Consider the following 18,282-nt stretch of genomic DNA (forward strand, 5'->3'; position numbering starts at 1 on the left):
GGTGGACAAGGCTCAGATGGCCTACGAGGCTCAGGTGACCGACAGATCCCAGACGGCCGGCGACCTGCGGATCGTCGGCGGCCTGGACGCCGCCGGCCGGCCGGTCGAGATCCTGATCGCGGGCGGCCTGGTCGCCGACCCGTTGGTCGGCACCCGGTTGGCCGACTCTCTAGCCGGCGCGGCGGAGTTCGACGCCGCCGGCTGCCATGTGCTGCCCGGCCTCATCGACCTGCAGGTCAACGGCGCCGGGGGATGCGACCTGACGGACCAGCCCGACCGGCTGTGGGACGTCGCGACGACGCTCGCTCGCTTCGGCGTCACCGCCTTCGCGCCGACCGTGATCAGCTCCTCCCCGGAGGCCCGCGCGGCGGCGCTGGCGGCCCTGCGCGCCGGCCCGCCCGCGGGCTGGGCCGGCGCCGTTCCGCTCGGGCTGCACTTCGAGGGGCCGATGATCGCCCCCGGCCGCAAGGGGGCACATCCCGAGCACCGGCTGGTGGCGCCGTCGGCGGCTGTGATCGAGGGCTGGTCGCGGGCGGGCGGAGTCCTCATGGCGACCGTGGCGCCCGAGCTGCCCGGCGCCTTGCGGGTCATCCGTGAGCTGGCCGCCCGCGGCGTGCTCGTGTCGATCGGCCATACGGAGGCCGTGGCGGCCCAGGTCGCGGCCGCGGTCGCGGCCGGCGCCAGGCTTGTCACCCATCTCGGCAACGCCATGCCGCCGCTGTCCGCCCGTGAGCCGGGACCGATCGGCGCCGCGCTCGGGGGCTCGGAGCTGCTCGCCGGGGTGATCGCGGACGGCTTTCACCTCGACCCGCTCACGCTGCGGCTCGCCTGGCGCGCGCTGGAGCCCGACCGATTCCTCGTCGTCACCGACACCACCGCCGCGCTCGGCATGCCCGACGGCCCGGCCAGGCTCGGGGACCAGGACGTGATCGTCTCAGGTGGCACCGTCCGCCTCGCCGACGGGACGCTGGCCGGCTCGGCGGCCTCGCTGCCGTGGTGCCTGCGCACGCTGGTGGCGACCGCCGGCTGCCACCTGGCCGACGCCGTCGCGTGCTGCACGTCGACGCCCGCCGCGCTCGTCGGCGACCCGTCCCGGGGGTGGCTTCGGCCGGGAGCCCGCGGCGACGTGACGATCCTCGACCGGAACCTCGACGTGGTCGCCACGATCGTGGCCGGCCGCGTGGTCCACGACGCGAGGCGCGCCGTCAGTACGGGGCACACCTTCGGTACGGGGCACACCTTCGGTACCGGGCACACGGTCCACGGCACGGGGCACATCGATCACGACACGAACGGAAGGTCCTGATGGAGGTCGTGCCGCTCACGACGGCCGGGGAGGTCGCGGCGCTGGCGGCCGACGTCGTCGAGGCGCTGGTGCGGCGCAGGCCGGCCGCGGTGCTCGGGCTCGCCACCGGCTCCAGCCCGCTGCCCGCCTACCAGGAGCTGACCCGGCGCCACCGGGCCGGCGCCGGCCCGTCGTACGACGAGGTGACCTGCCTGAACCTCGACGAGTACGTCGGCCTGCCGCCCGGCCACGAGCAGAGCTACCGTGCCACCATCGCCCGCGAGCTCACCGACGGGCTCGGCATCGATCCCGCCAGGGTGCACGGCCCCGACCCTGGCGAGGACGGCCTGGCGACGGCGGGGGAGCGGTACGAGGAGCTGATTCTCAAAGTCGGCGGTGTCGACGTCCAGCTGCTCGGGATCGGCTCGGACGGTCACCTGGCCTTCAACGAGCCGGGCTCGTCGCTGGCAAGCCGTACCCGGATGAAGACGCTCACGGCGCGGACCCGGGCGGACAACGCGCGTTTCTTCGGCTCGCTCGACGAGGTACCGCGACATGTGCTGACCCAGGGGCTCGGCACGATCCTGCGGGCCCGCCACCTGCTGCTGGTCGCCACCGGTGCCGGCAAGGCGGCGGCGGTCGCGGCCGCCGTGGAAGGGCCGGTCTCGGCGTCCTGTCCCGGTTCGGTGCTGCAGCTGCATCCGCACGCCACCGTGCTGCTCGACGAGGCCGCCGCGTCGGGACTCGAGCGGGGCTCCTACTACCGCGAGGTGTACGCCGGCAAACCGGCCTGGCAGGGGCTCTAGCCCGGCTGGCCTTCCTGGTCGAGCGGCCTGATCTTCCTGATCGCGACGGTCAACATCGCTTTGCGGCCCCGTCGGGAAGGTCCTATGGTTCGGATGTGCCAGCCGGATACAGCGGGTGATGAACGCCGGCCTGGCACTGACCCGATCTCGGCCATGGCGCCCGCGCCGCAGGCCGATGTTCGCGCGTCAAGYCGTCGCAAAATACCGACGGTGTGCCCCCAAAGGCAGGTCATGGCGGCCGCCGGGCTGGAAGACCGAAACGGGAGCAGGTCATGCGGGATGACGTGGGAATGGATCCGATAGGAACGCCTCGCTCGGGGATGGATATCACCGAGCTGGCGGCGGAGCATGTCGAGTTGCTGCCTGAGCGTATGACGCTGGCGGTGATCCACAACGGTGAGTCCATCGGCACCGGGAACAACTCTCCGGTCAACTCGCCGGGCAGCAACAACATCGTTACCGGGAACAGCTCGATGGTGCAGACGATCGGCAACGCCAATCCGTTCATCCAGTCTGTGGCAAGTGGCGACAGCTTCTTCGACCAGTGGTGACCGCCGGGCGGGCGTAAATTGGCGCGGGCGCGGGCTCCTCCGTCCRTGGCTCCTCCGTCCGTGGCTCCGCCTGTCCGAGCCGCTTTCCCTACCGCCGCCGGGTGCGTTCTCTGCATTCTTGAACGACCTCGGGCTGTGGAACAGTCCGCCCGAGCCTGCCTGGCGGGCAGGCGGATTCTCCATGTCCTGACCGCGTATCGGATGGTCCCGAAAATTTTTTCCGGCAGTGGCGACACGCCCGCGAAAATGTTTTGGGTCGTCTCCCGGTGCGGCTAGCCTCTCGCTGAAAGTAGTCGTGGAGGCACCGGACCGGGAGATGAAGATGAGTGAGGCYGGCGCGAATCAGCGGGACGAGTGGGCGGAACTGTCCGAGGAGCGGGCGGAGCTGCTCCCCGACCGGACCACCCTCGCTGCGGTCGAGATCGGTCGGAAGGAGTTCTACCCGTCCAACGTCGCGGTCGAGAATCCCACGTCGAACAACTTCCCGGTCGGCTCTCCCGCGTCGAACAACGCGATTGTCGCCAATGCCTCGGCGCCGGAGGTCACCGGCGGCTTCATGCCGATCCTGATCACGCTGATGCCGAGTATCAACGTCATAGTCCAGAAGTCGGATCTCGACAGCCTCGACGTCGGGCACCATTCGGACGACGGGTACTCGGATGACGCGCCTGTCAGCGAGGGGCACGCTGACACGCCCGTGAGCGAGGGGCACGCTGATACGCCCGTCAGCGAGGGGCACGCTGACGCGCTCGCGGACGAGGGGAATACACACGACTCCCCCGTCGACGACGGTCGGGCGGCTGACCCGTATGCCGACGGCAATGGATGGATGGACTTCCTGCGGCGGTTGTTCGGGCGATAGTGGATGTATTCCATGATCGACGAGGCGCCGAAAGGAGGTGACGAACGGGCGCCAGGGGAGAGGATGCGCGATGACCGAGCCCGCGTGGCCGGCACAGGCTCCGGCTCCCACGGCTCCCGTCCCGACGGCTCCCGTCCCGACGGCTCCAGCCTCCACGGTTCCGTCCTCCACGGTTCCGGCCCCAGAACTGCCCGACCGGCCCAGCCGGGCTGATGGGCTGGCGTTGCTCGGCGAGTTCGCCGGGTCCGGCCTCGCGCGTCCCGTCTTCCTGGCGCGCCGTGCCGATGGCCAGGTCGTGACGCTCACCGAGCTGCTCGCGCGGATCGTCGAGGCGGCGGACGGCACCCGTGACGTCGCCGCGATCGCCGACCGCGTCGGGCGTCGCTGCGCCCGCGCGGTGAGCGGCGCCGACGTCGCATACCTGATGACCCACCGGCTCATGCCACTCGGCCTGATCGCCGCGCCGACCGGCGTGACGCCGACGCCGCGGGCGAAGGCCCTGCTCACGCTCTCCGCCCGGCGCACCCTGCTGCCCGCGCCGGCCGTGCGCCGGATCAGCGGGGCGCTCGCCGGGTTCTTCCGGCCGGCGGTCGTCTCCGTGCTGCTCGCCCTGCTGGTGGTCGCCGACGTCTGGATGTTCGGAAGGCACAGCGTGCGGGACAGCGCCGCCATGGTGCTGGCCACCCCGTCGATGATCCTGGTGCTGCTTGGCCTCACGCTCGCCTGCGCGCTTGTCCACGAGTGCGGCCACGCGGCGGCCTGCCGCTACGGCGGCGCTCGGCCGGGCGTGATCGGCGTCGGCATGTATCTCGTCTGGCCGGCCTTCTTCACCGATGTCACCGACTCCTACCGGTTGAGCCGCTGGGGGCGGCTGCGTACCGACCTGGGCGGGATCTACTTCAACGGGCTCTTCGCGCTGCTCGTGACCGGGACGTTCGCCCTCACCCGGGCCGAGGTGTTGGTGATGGCCCTGCTCCTCGTCCACATGGACGCGCTGCGGCAGCTCGCGCCGTTCGTCCGGCTGGACGGCTACTACATCGTCAGTGATCTCGTCGGGGTGCCGGACCTGTTCAACCGCATGGGACCGGCTGTGCGCTCCGCCTGGCGGACGGCGAGGCTCGTGATCCCGTCCCGGCGGCGTGCCCGGGCGAGCGCGGGATCGGCGCCGGACCCTGGGCTGGCCGGGTTGACCCGGCGGGCCCGTCTCCTGGTGACCGCCTGGGCGCTGTGCGCCGCGCCGATGATCGCCGTGAACCTCGTCATGCTGGCGGTCTACGCGCCCTTCGTGCTGCCCCGGACGGCCCTGGCGGTGCGCGACGAGTTCGGCCAGGCGAGCCGGGCCCTGGCCGGTGGGGAGCTGGTCGCGGCGCTCGCCGGGGCCGTCGGCACGGTGCTGGTCGCGTTGCCGGCCATCGGGATGGTCTACGTGCTCGTCCGGGTCGGCCGGCGGCTGGCGCGGGTCGCGCGGGTGGCGTGGGCGCACTGGACGAGCCGGCGACGCTCCGGGTGCGTCAGCCACGCTGGTGCGCGGTCCGTCGGCGGTTGATCTTCAGCTCGCCGGGCCAGAGCCGCCAGTCACCCATCGACGCGGTAGCGATCGAGGTAGACCGAACCAGGGCAGCACGCTGTTCTCGAAGCGCGTCATCGCGCGGACGCGGTCCGCGGCCAGGCCCAGGACGATGAGGCCGGTGCCGTGGCGGATGCCGCTGGGGGTGTGTACGTAGAGCCCGAACGCGGGCTGGCCGTTGGCGCGGGTCGGCACGAGGTCGTACGCGCGGCCGGCGCCGAACAGGAGCGCGCAGAAGCTGGTCACGACGTCCCGTCCCTCGTATTCGAGGGGCATGGGTGGCATGGACATGAAGACGTCGTCGGTCAGCAGGGCGGCCAGGGCGTCGAGGTCACCCGACTCGTACGCGCGGACGAACCTCGCCACCAGCTCGTCCTCGGCCGGCGACCCGGCGACGGGTGCCGGCTCGCGGGCCGCGGCCGCGGGCTGATCGCGCCGCAGGCTGGCCCGGGCTCGTTTGAGGGCGCCGTTGACGGACTCCACCGTCGCCGTCGCCGTCGCCGTCGCCCTTGCCCTTGCCGTTGCCGTTGCCGTTGCCGTGTCGCCTTCCTCCGGCGCCATGTCCTGCCTCCCTCTCGGTTCGGAATCCGCCGTCCCGGTATGGACACCGGCCAGGACCCGAACTGGGCGGTCGGCCGGCGACCAGTGTGCCGACGGCGCGGTGTCTACCTCGGTGGTTGCTGACCACGTCAGCCGCTGATCACATCAACGGACTCAGATGGAGCACGGACATGGGAAAGATCGTTACCAGTGAGAACGTCTCGTTGGATGGTGTCGTCCAGGACCCGACCGGTGAGGAGGGCTTCAAGTTCGGGGGCTGGTTCGGCCGGATGTCGGACGCGGACCGCGGGGCGTGGGGCGCGCTGGAGTTCCAGGAGGCGCTGGCCGCCGGGGCGCTGCTGCTGGGCGGACGCAGCTACCAGTACTTCGCCACCGGGTGGGCGTCCCGCGACGGCGAGTGGGCGGACCGGCTGCGGAGCCTGCCCAAGTACGTCGTGTCCTCGACCCTCGCCGACCCCTCGTGGGTCAACACCACCATCCTGACCGGCGACGTGCTGGCCCAGGTCGCGAAGCTGAGGGAGACGGCCGACGGGGACGTCGTCGTCTATGCCAGCGGCCAGCTCGTGCAGGCGCTGCTGGAGCACGACCTCGTYGACGAGCTGCGACTGGTCGTCCACCCGTTCGTCCTCGGTTCCGGCGAGCGCCTGTTCCGCGAGACCAGCGACATGAAGCCCGTACGCCTGGTCGACGCCCGGACCATCGGTGAGGGCCTCTCCCTGCTGGTCTACCGACCCATCCGAGACGCCTGACCTCCGTCCACGACCACCCTCGCGACCTGCCCAGCGCCCAGCGCCACCTGGTCCTGGTGCCACCTGGTCCTGGCGCTACTGGCCGTGGGCGCTACTTGGCCGCGGACAGGCCGTTGAGGGTGGCCATGGCCTGGGGGAGGGCGCCGATGTTGGCGAAGTCGACGGCGACGAAGGTGGGGCGGCGGTCCCGTTCGCGTTCGCAGAGGGCCGCGCGGGCGAGCAGGATGCCGGTCGTGTTGTCGCTCAGTGCCGCGCGGCGGTCGGGGGCGGCCGCGGTCAGCCAGTGGTTGACCAGCAGGAGCTTGGCGTCGGCGGAGCCGCGCTTGACCGTGCAGGTGGCGAGGTCGTCCGCCGTTCGCGCGTCGAACGGGGTGTCCGAGGCGTAGCGGTAGAACGAGCGCAGGAAGCTGCCCGGGGTGTCCTGGCTCTCGGTGAAGACCACCAGGCGGTGCCCGGAGGTGATCATCTCCCGCAGCGTCGGCCACCCGCCGTCCGGGTCGGCCGGCGGGGAGAGCACCTTGCTCCCGAGCCCGGCCTGCTCGACCGCGCCGATGATCTCGCTGGCCGGTACCTGGTCCTGCAGGATCAGGGTGACGACCTCGGTGGGGTTGCGGTTCATCCAGTCGCCGATCGCGCGCAGCTCGGTGGTGAAGTCGAGCGCGCCGAGTTGGCACATGTCATGGCAGAGCCACAGCCCTGGCCGGGCCGAGACGGCGCCGCGGGTCAGCGGCTCCAGCGCCGCCCTGGTCGTGGGATCGAGCGCGTCGAGGGCCCTGCTCACCTCCTCGGGCGTCGTCCAGTGATGGACGTCGAGCAGTAGGCCGCGCACGCCCAGGTCGAGCTGGTGGACGATCGACGGGTCCTGCGACGGGCCGAGGAACCGGTCCTCGCTGTTGGCCATCGCGTTGTGGCTCGCCGCGTAGCTGACCTGGTCGTAGTGCCGGTCGCAGAGCCGCGCGGACCCCTCGCACACCACGCGGGTGTCCGCCGCCGCGCCGGGGAACGCGGCCCACGTGACGGCGACGATGGCCGGGATGACGACCACCGCGGTGGCCACCAGCCGGCGCCGCCGGGTGTGCCGCTCGAGCCGCGCCACCGCGGCGGCCAGCAGCGACAGCCCGGCCACGACCACGCCGAGTATCAGCATCCAGATCGCGAGGCGCAGGAAGTCGCTCTCGATCCCGCGGTAGGCGCTGGCGCCGAAGTCGGTCAGGACACCGGCGGCGCCCTTGGGCAGCTTCGAACCGGACGTGTCGAGGGAGGTCAACGGGTTCGGCAGGGCCAGCCGCATCGCCACCCCGAGCAGCAGCGATCCCACGCCCGCCGCGAGCCCCGCGTAGCCCAGCGCCCGCACCGGCGAGCGGCCGCGGGACGTCGCCACCGCGGCGACGCCGACGAGCCCGCCGAAGATCGCCACCACGCACGCGGCGCCGACCGGGAGCAGCAGCCCGGAGATGTCGTGCAGCCGGTCGATGGCCCTGATCGTCGGCTGGTCGCGCAGGTCCGACAGCGACACGCCGAAGTTGAGGACGGTGCCGTCCACGAGCCTGCCGCGCAGCTGCTGGATCGCCTGGTCGTCCCCCTGGAACAGCGGCGGGCCGAGCAGGGCCAGCGCCCCGGCGATGTCGCCTGACAGCAGCAGCGCCCGCGCCGGCTCCTGTAGCTGCGCCCGGGTTATCGGGTCGAACCGGGCGAGCACCGTGCCGAGCACCAGGTCGGCGTCCTGCGGGCGCAGCTTCATGGTCGGCAGCGACTTGGGCGGGCGGCCGGCGGCGACGTCGTTCAGCGTGGCGATCACGCCGTCGGTGAACGCGGAGACGTTCGACACCTGGTAGGTGGTGCCGGCGCCGAGCTCGCCGGCGAGGTAGCGGTTGGCCAGACCCGAGATGTTGGTGAACAGCGGGCGCATGTCGACGGTGAGCGTGATGTCGTCGGCGTCGCCGCGCAGGTAGGCGACGACCCGGCGGATCTGCTCGTCGGTCATCCCCTCGACGGTCGACGGCGGCAGCACCGTGCGCAGGTTGGCGGTGATCAGCGTCCGGTCGACCGGGAGGCCGRCCAGCAGGTCGTCGACGGCCGGGTCGGGCAGGACCTCCGTGTAGACCCGGTCGTAGGCGTGCACGTGGCTCAGGCCCTCGGTGTAGAAGTTCGGGCTGAGCACGGTGGACCGCGCGGTGAGGATCACGACCAGCGGCAGCCAGCTGAGCACGACCAGCGCCGTCAGGGCGATCTGCGCGAGCCTGCGCCGGCCGGAGTCCACCCGGGCGTCCACTCGCCTGTCCGCCCGCTCACCCGCGGGGCCGCGCCTGCTCAGGCGGGCGGCCAGCCCCGGCCGTTTCCGGGCGCCCTCCAGCCCCGCCGCCGCCGGTGGCGCCGTCGTCCCGTCCTGCTCCCCGAGCCGCACGGGCCCCAACCTACCGAGATCCGGACAGCCCGACCGGTGCCCCGGGGGAAGCCCTGGACCATCGGGCGCCGACGGGCCGTGTGGTGTCACGCGGTGTCGCRTTGCCGACCGCCGGCGCGGGAAAACCGTTCGGACATTTCGGATGGTTTCGGTACTGTTGGCGAATCCAGAGATCAAACCGGCTCGCCGGGCCAGGGAGAAACCGTCCCGGTTCGTCGGCCCGCTTTCGTCAGCCCAGGGAGGTGCCGTGACCAAGCTGAACCAGATCGTCGCGATCGAGAAGGGCGTGAAGGCGCGCGCCGCGCGCGAGTTCGCCGATTTGCAGGGTTCCGCGCAGAAGGACGCCCTGCTCGCCGGTATCTCCCGGACCTACCTGCCGCGCGACGAGGAGGGCGACCAGCTGCCGCCCGAGGGCACCAAGGTCCAGGTGCGTGTGGAGGATGTGCTGACGCAGCTTTCCGGGGTTCTGACCCGGCTGTTCGACGTCGTCGCCACCAAGGACATCGCGAACCGCGCGGCGACGGCCGACGTCACCGTCGACGGCGTGACGCTGCTGCGTGACGTGCCGGTCGCCTACCTGCTCTTCCTGGAGAAGCAGCTGGCCGATCTGCAGGCGTTCCTCGCCAAGCTGCCGGTGCTCGACCCGGCCGAGGACTGGGCCTGGGACCCGGCCGCCGGCGTCTACCGCACGCCGACGACGAAGACCCTGCGCTCCCGCAAGGTGCCCAAGGTGCTCGTCAAGTACGAGGCGACGGAGCACCACCCGGCGCAGACCGAGGTGTTCACGGTCGACGAGCCGGTCGGCGAGTGGTCGACGGTGAAGTTCTCCGGCGCCCTGCCCGCGGACCGGCGCAGGCAGCTGGTCGACCGGGTCGTCGCCCTGGCGGAGGCCGTGAAGGTCGCCCGCGAGGCCGCGAACCAGTTCGAGGTGACCGATCAGACCGTCGGCCGGCAGGTGTTCGACTACCTGTTCGCCCGTTAGTTCGCCCAGGGGGCCGCCTCCCGCCCGTCAGCGGATAAAATCCCTGACGGGCCGGGACCGGCCCGCGTAACCGGCCCCCGGCGGCCGGTTCACAGTCTCCCGCCTGGAGCGGCGGGACGCGCTCGGTGACGGGCGCGAAGCTGAGACTCATACTCAGGATCACAAGGGATGGTGACAGCGGGGGTTCGATTCCCCTCCCCGGCTCGAACCTGCCGGGGTAGCCCAGTGGTAGAGGCAGCCGTCCATGAATCTTAGTCTCTCGCTCCACAACTGAAGACAGGCCATATCGCCAGGCCGGCCGACGTCCGGACAATTAAGGTCGAGGTTGCGGGTTCAAGCCCCGCGCGGTGCTCCACCTGCGCCGCTAGCTCAATAGGAAGAGCGCGACCCGTGTGATGCTGACCGGCCGCCAACAAAACGGACTGGCGTGTGCATGATGGCCATCCTCGGGGCCCGGAGAAGGGTAGTCTCCGGGCTCCACCAAATCTCGCCGGGCGTCACCGGTTCCAGCGGTCGTGGCCTGTCTCGGGCGCGGTCGGCCGCCCTGGTCCAGGCCACCGCCGTAAGCTGACGCGGCCAGGCCGACCACCTGGTAGGCGGCCGGGCCGGCCGCCGGTAGCGGCTGGCTGGCGCCCGTCCGATCGGGTCGACGGCGAGACAGGCCACATGGAGATGCTTGAGGTCAGGGGTATCTTCCGGTATGTCCGACCTGGCGGTGCCTGGGCCCGTCCGCCAGCCGTCCTCCAGCCCAACGCGGACAGGTCGCGTCGTCCGCCCGAAAGGCGGCCGACAGTTGATGTCCACGCACCGGTCGATGCATCGCACTCTGATCGTCGCGGACAAGTTCCCGCCAGTGCTGGGCGGGATCCAGACCTTCGCCTACGCCTTCGCCGCGACGCTGCCCGCTGACAAGGTCCTCGTCGTCGCGCCACCGCACCCGGACGCGCCCAAACTGGACGCGGACGCGCCCTTCGAGATCGTCCGGCATCCCGCCGCCCGGCTGCGCCTGCCCGGCGCCGGGCCCGCCATCGGCCGGATCGCGCGCGCGGAGGGCTGCGCCGCGGCCTGGTTCCCCGCCGGCACGCCGCGCGGGATGATCGCGCCCGCGCTGCGCCGCGCCGGGGTGGAATGGGTGGTGTCGTCCACACACGGGCATGAGTACGGGTGGTCGCAGCTTCCCTACGGCTGGTCCCTGGTACGGGCGGTCGCCGCCCGGGCGGACGTCGTCACCCACCTGACCGAGGTGACCCTGCGTCGCCTGCGCAAGGTCGCGCCCGCCGGTACCAACTTCGAGCGGCTGACCGGTGGCGTCGACGTCGACCGGTTCCAGCCCGGGACGGGCGGCGAGGACATCCGTCGCAGGCATKGATGGGGTGATCGTCCTGTTGTGACCTGTGTGGCCCGTTTGGTGCCGCGTAAGGGCCAGGACGTCCTGATCAGGGGGTTCCCGTCGGTGTTGCGTAACCACCCGGACGCGCTACTGGTCGTCATCGGCCGTGGGCGGAGCGCCGGCCGGCTGCGACGACTGGCGGCGAGCGCCGGTGTCAGGGAGAATGTCGTTCTCACGGGCCCCGTGCCCGAGGGGGAGCTGCCCGCCTACCTGGACGCGGCGGATGTGTTCGCGATGCCGTCGCGGCCCGCCAAGCTGGGCCTGGACCTGGAGGGACTCGGACTGTCGTCGCTGGAAGCCGCCGCCGCTGGCAAGCCGGTGATCACCGGCGCCGCCGGGGGAGCGCCCGAGGTCGTGATCCCCGGTGAGACCGGGCTGGTCGTCGACGGTTCCGACGTGTCCGCTGTCGCCGGTGCGGTCGACGGGCTGCTCGCCGACCCGGACCGCGCCCGGCGCATGGGCGCCGCCGGCCGGGAGTTCATGATGTCGTCCTGGACCTGGGAGTACCTCGGCGGCCGGCTCGCCGCGATGCTGACCGGCCCGTCGTACGCCTCCGCCCTCGCGGGCGCCCCCGCGAGGGCGGCCTCCCCGCCGTCACTGGATCTTCCGTTCCCGGCGGACCGCACAGACGGCCCGACGGCGCCATGAGCGAACTGGCGGAGCGGGTGGTCGAGCCGGTAGCCGGTCCGACGTCGCCCGAAGTGACGCTGCCCGAGGCCTCGCCGCTCGGAACCGAGCTGCTCGGAACCGAGCTGCCCGAAACCGAGCCACCAGCGACCCGGCCGGCCGAGACCGCGTCGTCGGCGACCCCTCTCCTGGCAACCGAGCAGACCGGAACCGACCTGGCTGGAACCGACTCGTCCGAAACTGAACTGGCCGGAATCGAACTAGCTGGAACCGAACTGGCCGGAACCGAACTGGCCGGAACCGAACTGGTCGGAATCGAGCAGCCCCTGGCGGCGCCCGCGAGCGTGCCGTCGGCGGCGAAGTCCCGCCGGTCCCGGCGGATCATGGCCGTGCTCAGCATCATCGCGCCCGCCATTGGCGCGGTGTGGCTCGGAACGCACCACGAGGAGCTGCGGGCGGCCTTCCAGGCCTGCAAGCGGGCCGACGGCGAGTGGCTGCTGGTCGCGGTGGTGGCGGCGTGCGCGACCTACTTCGCCGCGGCGGCGAGCATGAAGGGCGCGGTGACGCGCAAGCTCCCGTTCGGCCAGCTGCTCGCCATCCAGATCGCCGGGATCCTGCCGAACGTGCTGGTGCCCGCCGGCATGGGCGTCGCCGCCCTGCAGACCCGCTACCTGCTCAGGCGCGGCCTGACCATGGCCGAGGCCGTCGCCTCGACCGCCGCGAACGCGACGGCCGGCGCGATCCCGCATGCCGTGATGCTCGTCGTGCTGCTGTTCGCCGGGGCGGTCCCGTTGCCGCACCTCGCGTTCGGGGGGATCATTCGCTACCTCGTGGTGGCCACCGCGGTGGTGGTGCTCGTGACGGCGTGCGTGCCCAAGGTGCGCCGGGTCGTCGGCTCGGGGGCACGCCGCCTGGCCGAGCACCGTGACCTGCTGTCCGGCGCGGGCAGCACCCAGCGGGCCGTGCTGCTGTGGGGCGGCTCGATCGCGATCCCGATGCTGCACGCCGCGACGCTGTGCGCGATCGCGGCCGCGCTGCACGCCCCGCTCGGCCCTGGAAAGATCATCGTGGTCTACCTGGTGGCGAGCGCGCTGTCGGCCATCATCCCGTCGCCCGGCGGCTTCGGCGGGCTCGACGCGGCCCTGACGGCGCTGCTCACCGGTGCCGGCGTGCCCACCGCCACGGCGATCGCCGCCGTCCTCGGCTACCGCCTGCTCACCGCCTGGCTCCCGCTGGCCCCCTCCGCCGCCGTCTGCGGCGTCCTCATCCGCACCCGCGTCATCTGACAAGATCTGACAGGTTTGTGAGCCGGGCACAAGGCGGGTCCGCGCGCGGGGCCGGAGGGTCTGGGGCGTGAACGGGATCGACGCGCTGCTGACGGCCGGGGCCGGGCTGCTGGCCGGTGGCGTCAACGCGATCGCGGGCGGCGGCACGCTGATCGCCTTCCCCGCGCTGCTGGCCGCCGGGCTGCCGGCCGTCACCGCCAACATCACCTCGTCGGTCGGGCTGGTCACCGGCTACGCGGGCGGCGCGCTGGGCTACCGACGCGAGCTCGCCGGCCAGGCGGCGCGGCTGCGGGCGCTCGGCCCGGCCGCGATCCTCGGCGGGGCCGCCGGCGCCGTGATCCTGCTGGTCACGCCCGGGGGCGCCTTCAAGGTGGCCGTCCCGTTCCTCGTCCTGCTCTCGTGCGCGCTGCTGGCCAGCCAGACGAAGCTCGCCGGTGTCGTCGCCCGCCGCCGCGCGGCCAGGACCACCGGATCGGCGGCGGTCGCGGCACCCGCCGTGCCGACGGCCGGGCTGGGTGCCACACCGGGCGGGCCTGCCGCACCAGACGGGCCCGCGCCGGGGGGGTCTCCGGCCGGAGCCGGCACGGCGACCGCCGAGGTGACCGCCACCTCCCAGGCCACCACGCCGGCGGCGGCGGTGCCGGCGGGCGCCTCCGCCGCGCAGCCGGTCACCTGGCCGACGCGGGTCGGGGTGTTCCTCGCCGGCGCCTACGGGTCCTACTTCGGGGCAGGGCTTGGCGTCCTGCTGCTGGGGGTGCTCGGGATCCTGCTGGTCGACGACCTGCAGCGCACGAACGCCCTCAAGACGCTGCTGTCGTTCATCGTGAACGCCGTCGGTGTCGTGATCTTCCTGGCGAGCGCCCAGGTCGCCTGGGCCTACGCCGGCATTCTCGTCGTCGCCTCGGCCGTCGGCGGCGTGCTGGGCGCCCGCGTCGCGCGCCGCCTGCCCGCCAAGGGCCTGCGCGCCGGCGTCATCACGCTCGGCCTTGTCGTCGCGGTCGTCCTGCTCATCCGTGACCTGTGACGGCCTGACCTGTGACGGCCTGACCTGGGGCGATCTGAGCTGGGGCGGCCTCGTCCAGCGGGCCTCCCGCCCGGCCCCGACCGCGACCGCGCCGTCGCCCGCCTGACGCTCCTCGACCGCGACCTCGCCGCCCGCTGACGCCGCCGGCCGCCGCCGTTCCCGGCCGCTGACTTCATGCGCGGGACGCGCCTGGCGGGCGCCGTGGTACGTGTAAGCACGGCCGTGGTACGTGTAAGCGCATGGGGATCGTCTCGCCCGGCTTCCAGGGCCGGCGCCGTTCCAGCCCGACGCTGCCACCAGGCCAGTACCTCGAAGAGGACTTCCCGGTCCTGTCGGCCGGCCCTACGCCACGTATCCCGCTGGACCGGTGGCGGTTCACCATCACGACCGAGACCGGCGAGAAGTACGCCTGGACCTGGGACGAGCTGCGGGCACTGCCGCAGGAGACGCCGACGGTCGACATCCACTGCGTCACCAGCTGGTCGAAACTGGGCACCGAATGGGAGGGCGTCTCGCTCGACGTCCTGTTCGCCGACGTCGAGACGACCGCCGACTACGCGATGATCCATTCCTACGGCGGCTACACCACGAACCTGCCGATGGAGGATCTGCTCGACGGCCAGGCGTGGATCGCGCACAGCTACGACGGCGAGAACCTGGACCCGGAGCACGGCGGCCCCGCCCGGCTCCTCGTACCGCACCTGTACTTCTGGAAGTCCGCGAAGTGGGTCCGCGGCATCCAGCTCATGGTCGAGGACGCCCCGGGCTTCTGGGAGGCGGCGGGCTACCACGAACGTGGCGATCCGTGGCGGGAGGAGCGCTACGAGGGCGACTGATGGCGGGTGACTGATGGGGAAGGCTCCGTTGGTGAAGACTCCATGACCGCCCGCCCGGCCCGGGTAGCGGCCCGGATGGCGTGGCGGGTCGGCCGCCTGACCGAGATCGTCGACGAGACCTCGACAGCCCGCACGCTCGTCCTCGACGTGCCCGGCTGGCCGGGGCACCTCGCCGGCCAGCGGGTCGACGTCCGGCTGACGGCCGAGGATGGCTACCACGCCTCGCGTGCCTACTCGATCGCCGCGCCCGCGAACGGCGACCGGGTGGAGGTCACCGTCCAGCGAGTGCCAGACGGTGAGGTGTCGCCCTACCTGACCGAGGTCTTCGCGGTGGGGGACCCGGTCGAGCTGCGCGGGCCGATCGGCGGCTGGTTCGTGTGGCGACCGGACGGGCCACCCGATCCGGTGCTGCTCGTCGCCGGTGGCTCCGGGATCGTCCCGCTGATGGCGATGATCCGTGCTCGCCGCGCGGCCCGCAGCCGAGTCCCGTTCCGGCTGGTCTACGCCCTGCGCGGCCCCGGCGAGACGTACTACGCCGCCGAGCTGCGCGCCCGCGGCCCCGAGGATGGCGGCCTGGACGTGGCCTATGTCTACAGCCGGGCTGTTCCGGAAGGCTGGCGGCTCTCGCCCCACCGGATCACCGGGACGGACCTGGCCGCCAGCGGCTGGCCCGCCGAGCTCAACCCCACCTGCTACGTCTGTGGCCCCACCGGCTTCGTCGAGCATGTGGCCGACCTGCTCGTCGACCAGGGTCACGACCCGTCCCGCGTCCGCACCGAGCGCTTCGGTCCCACCGGCTCCTCAGGCCGCTGACGCCGGCCGGTGTGCCGGTCGAGGCGACCGGACCACCGCGGGCAGCGGCGGGAATCACGCTGGAGATGTTTGAGGCTCCGGGGGAGAGTTGAAGGGCGGAAGCCGTGATGTGCGCTGGCGAGGAGGCCGGATGACGCAGGAGCTGTGGGACGCCGTCGACGACTATTTCGAGGGACTGCTGGTGCCGGCGGACCCTGTGCTCGACGAGGCGCTGCGGGCCAGCGACGCGGGCGGGCTGCCGGAGATCCAGGTGACGGCGAGCCAGGGCAAGCTGCTGCACCTGCTGGCGCGGACGGTCGGGGCGCGCTCGATCCTCGAGGTCGGGACGCTCGGCGGTTACAGCACGATCTGGCTGGCGCGGGCGCTGCCGGCCGGTGGCCGGCTCGTCACCCTGGAGGTCGATCCGGCGCACGCGGTCGTCGCCAGCGCCAACATCGAACGCGCGGGACTCGCGGACGCCGTCGACGTGCGGGTCGGGCCCGCGCTGGAGACCCTGCCCAAGCTCGCCGCCGAGGGAGGCGACCCGTTCGACCTGGTCTTCATCGACGCGGACAAGATAAACAACCCCGGCTACTTCGAATGGGCAGTCAGGCTTACCCGGCTCGGTGGCCTCATCATCATCGACAACGTCGTCCGGTCGGGCGCCGTCGCGGACCCGGGCAACAACGATYCCTCGGTCACCGGGACGCGCCGTGCCCACGACCTGATCGCCGCCGAGCCCCGGGTCAGCGCCACCACCATCCAGACCGTCGGCCGCAAGGGCTACGACGGTTTCACCCTGGCGCTCGTCGTCGCCGAGTAGCCCGCGCCATCCCGTCAGCCGGCGCGCGCGGGTGGGCGTCGCCGGGCGCGGCGGGGTGGGGGAGCGGTGGAGATGAGGGGCGTGGTGGCCCAGAGCGGCCGAACACGGGCAGCGGCCCGGCCGGACGGCTTCGACGCGGTCGTGGTCGGTTCCGGGCCCAACGGCCTGGCGGGGGCGGTCACGCTCGCCGAGGCCGGGTGGCGGGTGCTCGTCCTGGAAGCCGCCGGGCAGCCGGGCGGTGGGCTGAGGACCGAGGAGCTGACCCTGCCCGGGTACCGCCACGACGTCTGCGCCACGGTCCTGGCGCTCGCCGCGGTGTCCCCGGCGTTGCGCGCCTACGGCACGGATACGCCCGTGCCTGCGCCAACGCCAGGGACGGATGGCACGGGCGAGCCGCGGCCCGGCGCCGATGCCGTGCGCGGGCTGACAGCCCCCTCGGTCCGGTGGGCCCACCCGCCGGTGCCGCTCGCCCATCCGCTCGACGGCGGGGCGGCCGCGCTGCTGCTGCGCGAGGTCGCCGTGACGGCCGCCACCCTGGGCCGAATCGAGGCGAGGAAGCCCGCCAGGAAGCTGATCGACCCGGCCGGGTGGGGGAGGCTCGTGGGGCCGCTTGTCGCGGCCGGGCCGAAACTGACCGACGGGGTGCTGTCGCTGCTCGACCTGCCGCCCGCCGCGCCGTTCGCGCTGGCGCGGTTCGGGGCGGTCGGGGTGTGGCCCGCGACGGTGCTCGCCCGGGCCGCGCTGCGCGGCGACGCGGCCCGGGCGCTGCTCGGTGGGCTCGCCGCGCACTCGATGCTCGACCTGGGCCAGCCGATGACCGCGGCCTACGGCCTGCTCCTGGCGGTGAGCGCCCACCAGGTCGGCTGGCCGGTCGCCGTCGGCGGTTCACAGACGCTCGCTGATGCCCTCGTCGCCCGGCTGCGGGCGCTCGGCGGTGAGCTCGTCACGGGCCGGCGGGTGACGAGCCTGCGCGAACTGCCGCCCGCGCGGGCGGTCCTGCTCGACCTCACCCCCCGGCAGGTGCTGCGCATCGCGGGCGGCGAGCTGCCCGCGCGCTACCGGACCGCGCTGGCGCGCTACCGGTACGGCCCCGGCGTCTTCAAGGTCGACTGGGCGCTCGACGGGCCGGTGCCGTGGCGGGACGAGGCGGTGGCCGGCGCCGGGACCGTGCATCTGGGCGGCACCCTCGCCGAGGTCGCCGCGGCCGAGCGTGCCGTCGCCCGCGGGCGGCACCCGGAACGACCGTTCGTCCTGTTCGTCCAGGCGACGGTCGCCGACCCGACCCGGGCGCCGGAAGGCGGGCACACCGGCTGGGCGTACTGCCACGTCCCGTTCGGCTCGACCGTCGACATGACCGCCGCGATCGAGGCCCAGGTCGAGCGCTTCGCCCCGGGCTTCCGCGACCGGATCCTCGCCCGTCACGTCATGGGCCCCGCGGCGCTGGAGGCGCACAACGCCAACGAGGTCGGTGGCGACATCGGCGGCGGCACGGCCGACCTGCGCCAGCTCGTCGCCCGCCCTGTCCTGTCCCGTCATCCCTGGGCCACCCCGCTGCCGGGCGTGTACCTCTGTTCCTCGTCCACCCCACCCGGCGCCGGCGCCCACGGGATGTCCGGCTACCACGCCGCCCGCCTGGCACTGCGCCGCGCCGAGGCGCGGTCCTGACCCGCGAGAACGRCTCAGGAGTGGAAGCGGCCAAGGGAAGCGACCCGGCAGAAAATGAGGTGCGGGCGAGCG

The 18,282-nt window shown here is 72.8% G+C and carries 16 protein-coding genes; 14 read left to right on the plus strand and 2 right to left on the minus strand.

Annotation, left to right across the window (positions count from 1 at the left end; translation table 11 throughout):
- The first annotated feature begins 34 nt into the window (after positions 1-34).
- The 5 genes from BL253_RS29620 to BL253_RS29640 all read left to right on the plus strand — a co-directional run bounded on the left by BL253_RS29620 (position 35) and on the right by BL253_RS29640 (position 5,050).
- Complete coding sequence (locus tag BL253_RS29620) at positions 35-1,306, plus strand: N-acetylglucosamine-6-phosphate deacetylase (RefSeq protein ID WP_241835268.1); 1,272 nt, start codon at positions 35-37, stop codon at positions 1,304-1,306.
- Positions 1,306-2,091, plus strand: a complete 786-nt coding sequence (locus tag BL253_RS29625; protein ID WP_076820606.1) for a glucosamine-6-phosphate deaminase — start codon at positions 1,306-1,308, stop codon at positions 2,089-2,091. Before BL253_RS29620 ends, BL253_RS29625 begins: the two co-directional genes overlap by 1 nt.
- A gap of 272 nt (positions 2,092-2,363) precedes the next feature.
- Positions 2,364-2,642, plus strand: a complete 279-nt coding sequence (locus BL253_RS29630) for a hypothetical protein (protein WP_081438819.1) — start codon at positions 2,364-2,366, stop codon at positions 2,640-2,642.
- A gap of 322 nt (positions 2,643-2,964) precedes the next feature.
- Positions 2,965-3,504 (plus strand): hypothetical protein, encoded by a 540-nt coding sequence (locus BL253_RS29635; protein ID WP_076820636.1) that lies wholly within the window; start codon positions 2,965-2,967, stop codon positions 3,502-3,504.
- 70 nt (positions 3,505-3,574) lie between these two features.
- The gene (locus BL253_RS29640) at positions 3,575-5,050 is read left to right on the plus strand and encodes a zinc metalloprotease (protein WP_076820608.1); all 1,476 of its coding nucleotides are present in this window, start codon (positions 3,575-3,577) and stop codon (positions 5,048-5,050) included.
- 3 nt (positions 5,051-5,053) lie between these two features.
- Here the strand turns inward: BL253_RS29640 and BL253_RS29645 are convergent, their stop codons facing one another.
- Complete coding sequence (locus BL253_RS29645) at positions 5,054-5,632, minus strand: nuclear transport factor 2 family protein (RefSeq protein ID WP_081438820.1); 579 nt, start codon at positions 5,630-5,632, stop codon at positions 5,054-5,056.
- Between the two features lie 170 nt (positions 5,633-5,802).
- Between BL253_RS29645 and BL253_RS29650 the strand changes: the two genes are divergently transcribed.
- Positions 5,803-6,381, plus strand: a complete 579-nt coding sequence (locus BL253_RS29650) for a dihydrofolate reductase family protein (protein WP_076820610.1) — start codon at positions 5,803-5,805, stop codon at positions 6,379-6,381.
- Positions 6,382-6,472: 91 nt separating this feature from the next.
- Here BL253_RS29650 and BL253_RS29655 read toward each other — a convergent pair whose 3' ends face one another.
- A complete protein-coding gene (locus BL253_RS29655) occupies positions 6,473-8,785 on the minus strand; it encodes a phosphoinositide-specific phospholipase C-related protein (RefSeq protein ID WP_081438821.1) in 2,313 nt (770 codons plus the stop codon).
- Between the two features lie 247 nt (positions 8,786-9,032).
- Here BL253_RS29655 and BL253_RS29660 point away from each other — a divergent pair, with 247 nt between their 5' ends.
- The 8 genes from BL253_RS29660 (at position 9,033) to BL253_RS29695 (ending at position 18,210) form a co-directional block, all read left to right on the plus strand.
- Entirely contained in the window at positions 9,033-9,767 is a 735-nt protein-coding gene (locus tag BL253_RS29660; RefSeq protein WP_076820611.1) for a DUF7873 family protein, read from the plus strand.
- A gap of 814 nt (positions 9,768-10,581) precedes the next feature.
- Positions 10,582-11,805, plus strand: coding sequence for a glycosyltransferase family 4 protein (locus BL253_RS29665; RefSeq protein WP_241835269.1), 1,224 nt, complete (start codon positions 10,582-10,584; stop codon positions 11,803-11,805).
- On the plus strand, positions 11,802-13,070 hold the full coding sequence (locus BL253_RS29670; protein ID WP_081438822.1) for a lysylphosphatidylglycerol synthase transmembrane domain-containing protein: 1,269 nt from the start codon (positions 11,802-11,804) through the stop codon (positions 13,068-13,070). The genes BL253_RS29665 and BL253_RS29670 overlap by 4 nt, the downstream gene beginning before the upstream one ends.
- 67 nt (positions 13,071-13,137) lie before the next feature.
- Positions 13,138-14,094, plus strand: a complete 957-nt coding sequence (locus BL253_RS29675) for a sulfite exporter TauE/SafE family protein (RefSeq protein ID WP_076820613.1) — start codon at positions 13,138-13,140, stop codon at positions 14,092-14,094.
- A gap of 239 nt (positions 14,095-14,333) precedes the next feature.
- On the plus strand, positions 14,334-14,930 hold the full coding sequence (locus tag BL253_RS29680) for a sulfite oxidase-like oxidoreductase (protein WP_076820614.1): 597 nt from the start codon (positions 14,334-14,336) through the stop codon (positions 14,928-14,930).
- 42 nt (positions 14,931-14,972) lie between these two features.
- Positions 14,973-15,743 (plus strand): ferredoxin reductase, encoded by a 771-nt coding sequence (locus BL253_RS29685; protein ID WP_076820615.1) that lies wholly within the window; start codon positions 14,973-14,975, stop codon positions 15,741-15,743.
- A 130-nt stretch (positions 15,744-15,873) separates the two neighbouring features.
- On the plus strand, positions 15,874-16,545 hold the full coding sequence (locus BL253_RS29690) for an O-methyltransferase (protein ID WP_076820616.1): 672 nt from the start codon (positions 15,874-15,876) through the stop codon (positions 16,543-16,545).
- 72 nt (positions 16,546-16,617) lie between these two features.
- Positions 16,618-18,210, plus strand: a complete 1,593-nt coding sequence (locus tag BL253_RS29695; RefSeq protein WP_076820617.1) for a phytoene desaturase family protein — start codon at positions 16,618-16,620, stop codon at positions 18,208-18,210.
- Positions 18,211-18,282: the final 72 nt, after the last annotated feature.

This window comes from Pseudofrankia asymbiotica (assembly GCF_001983105.1).
GTDB classification, from domain to species: Bacteria; Actinomycetota; Actinomycetes; order Frankiales; family Frankiaceae; genus Pseudofrankia; species Pseudofrankia asymbiotica.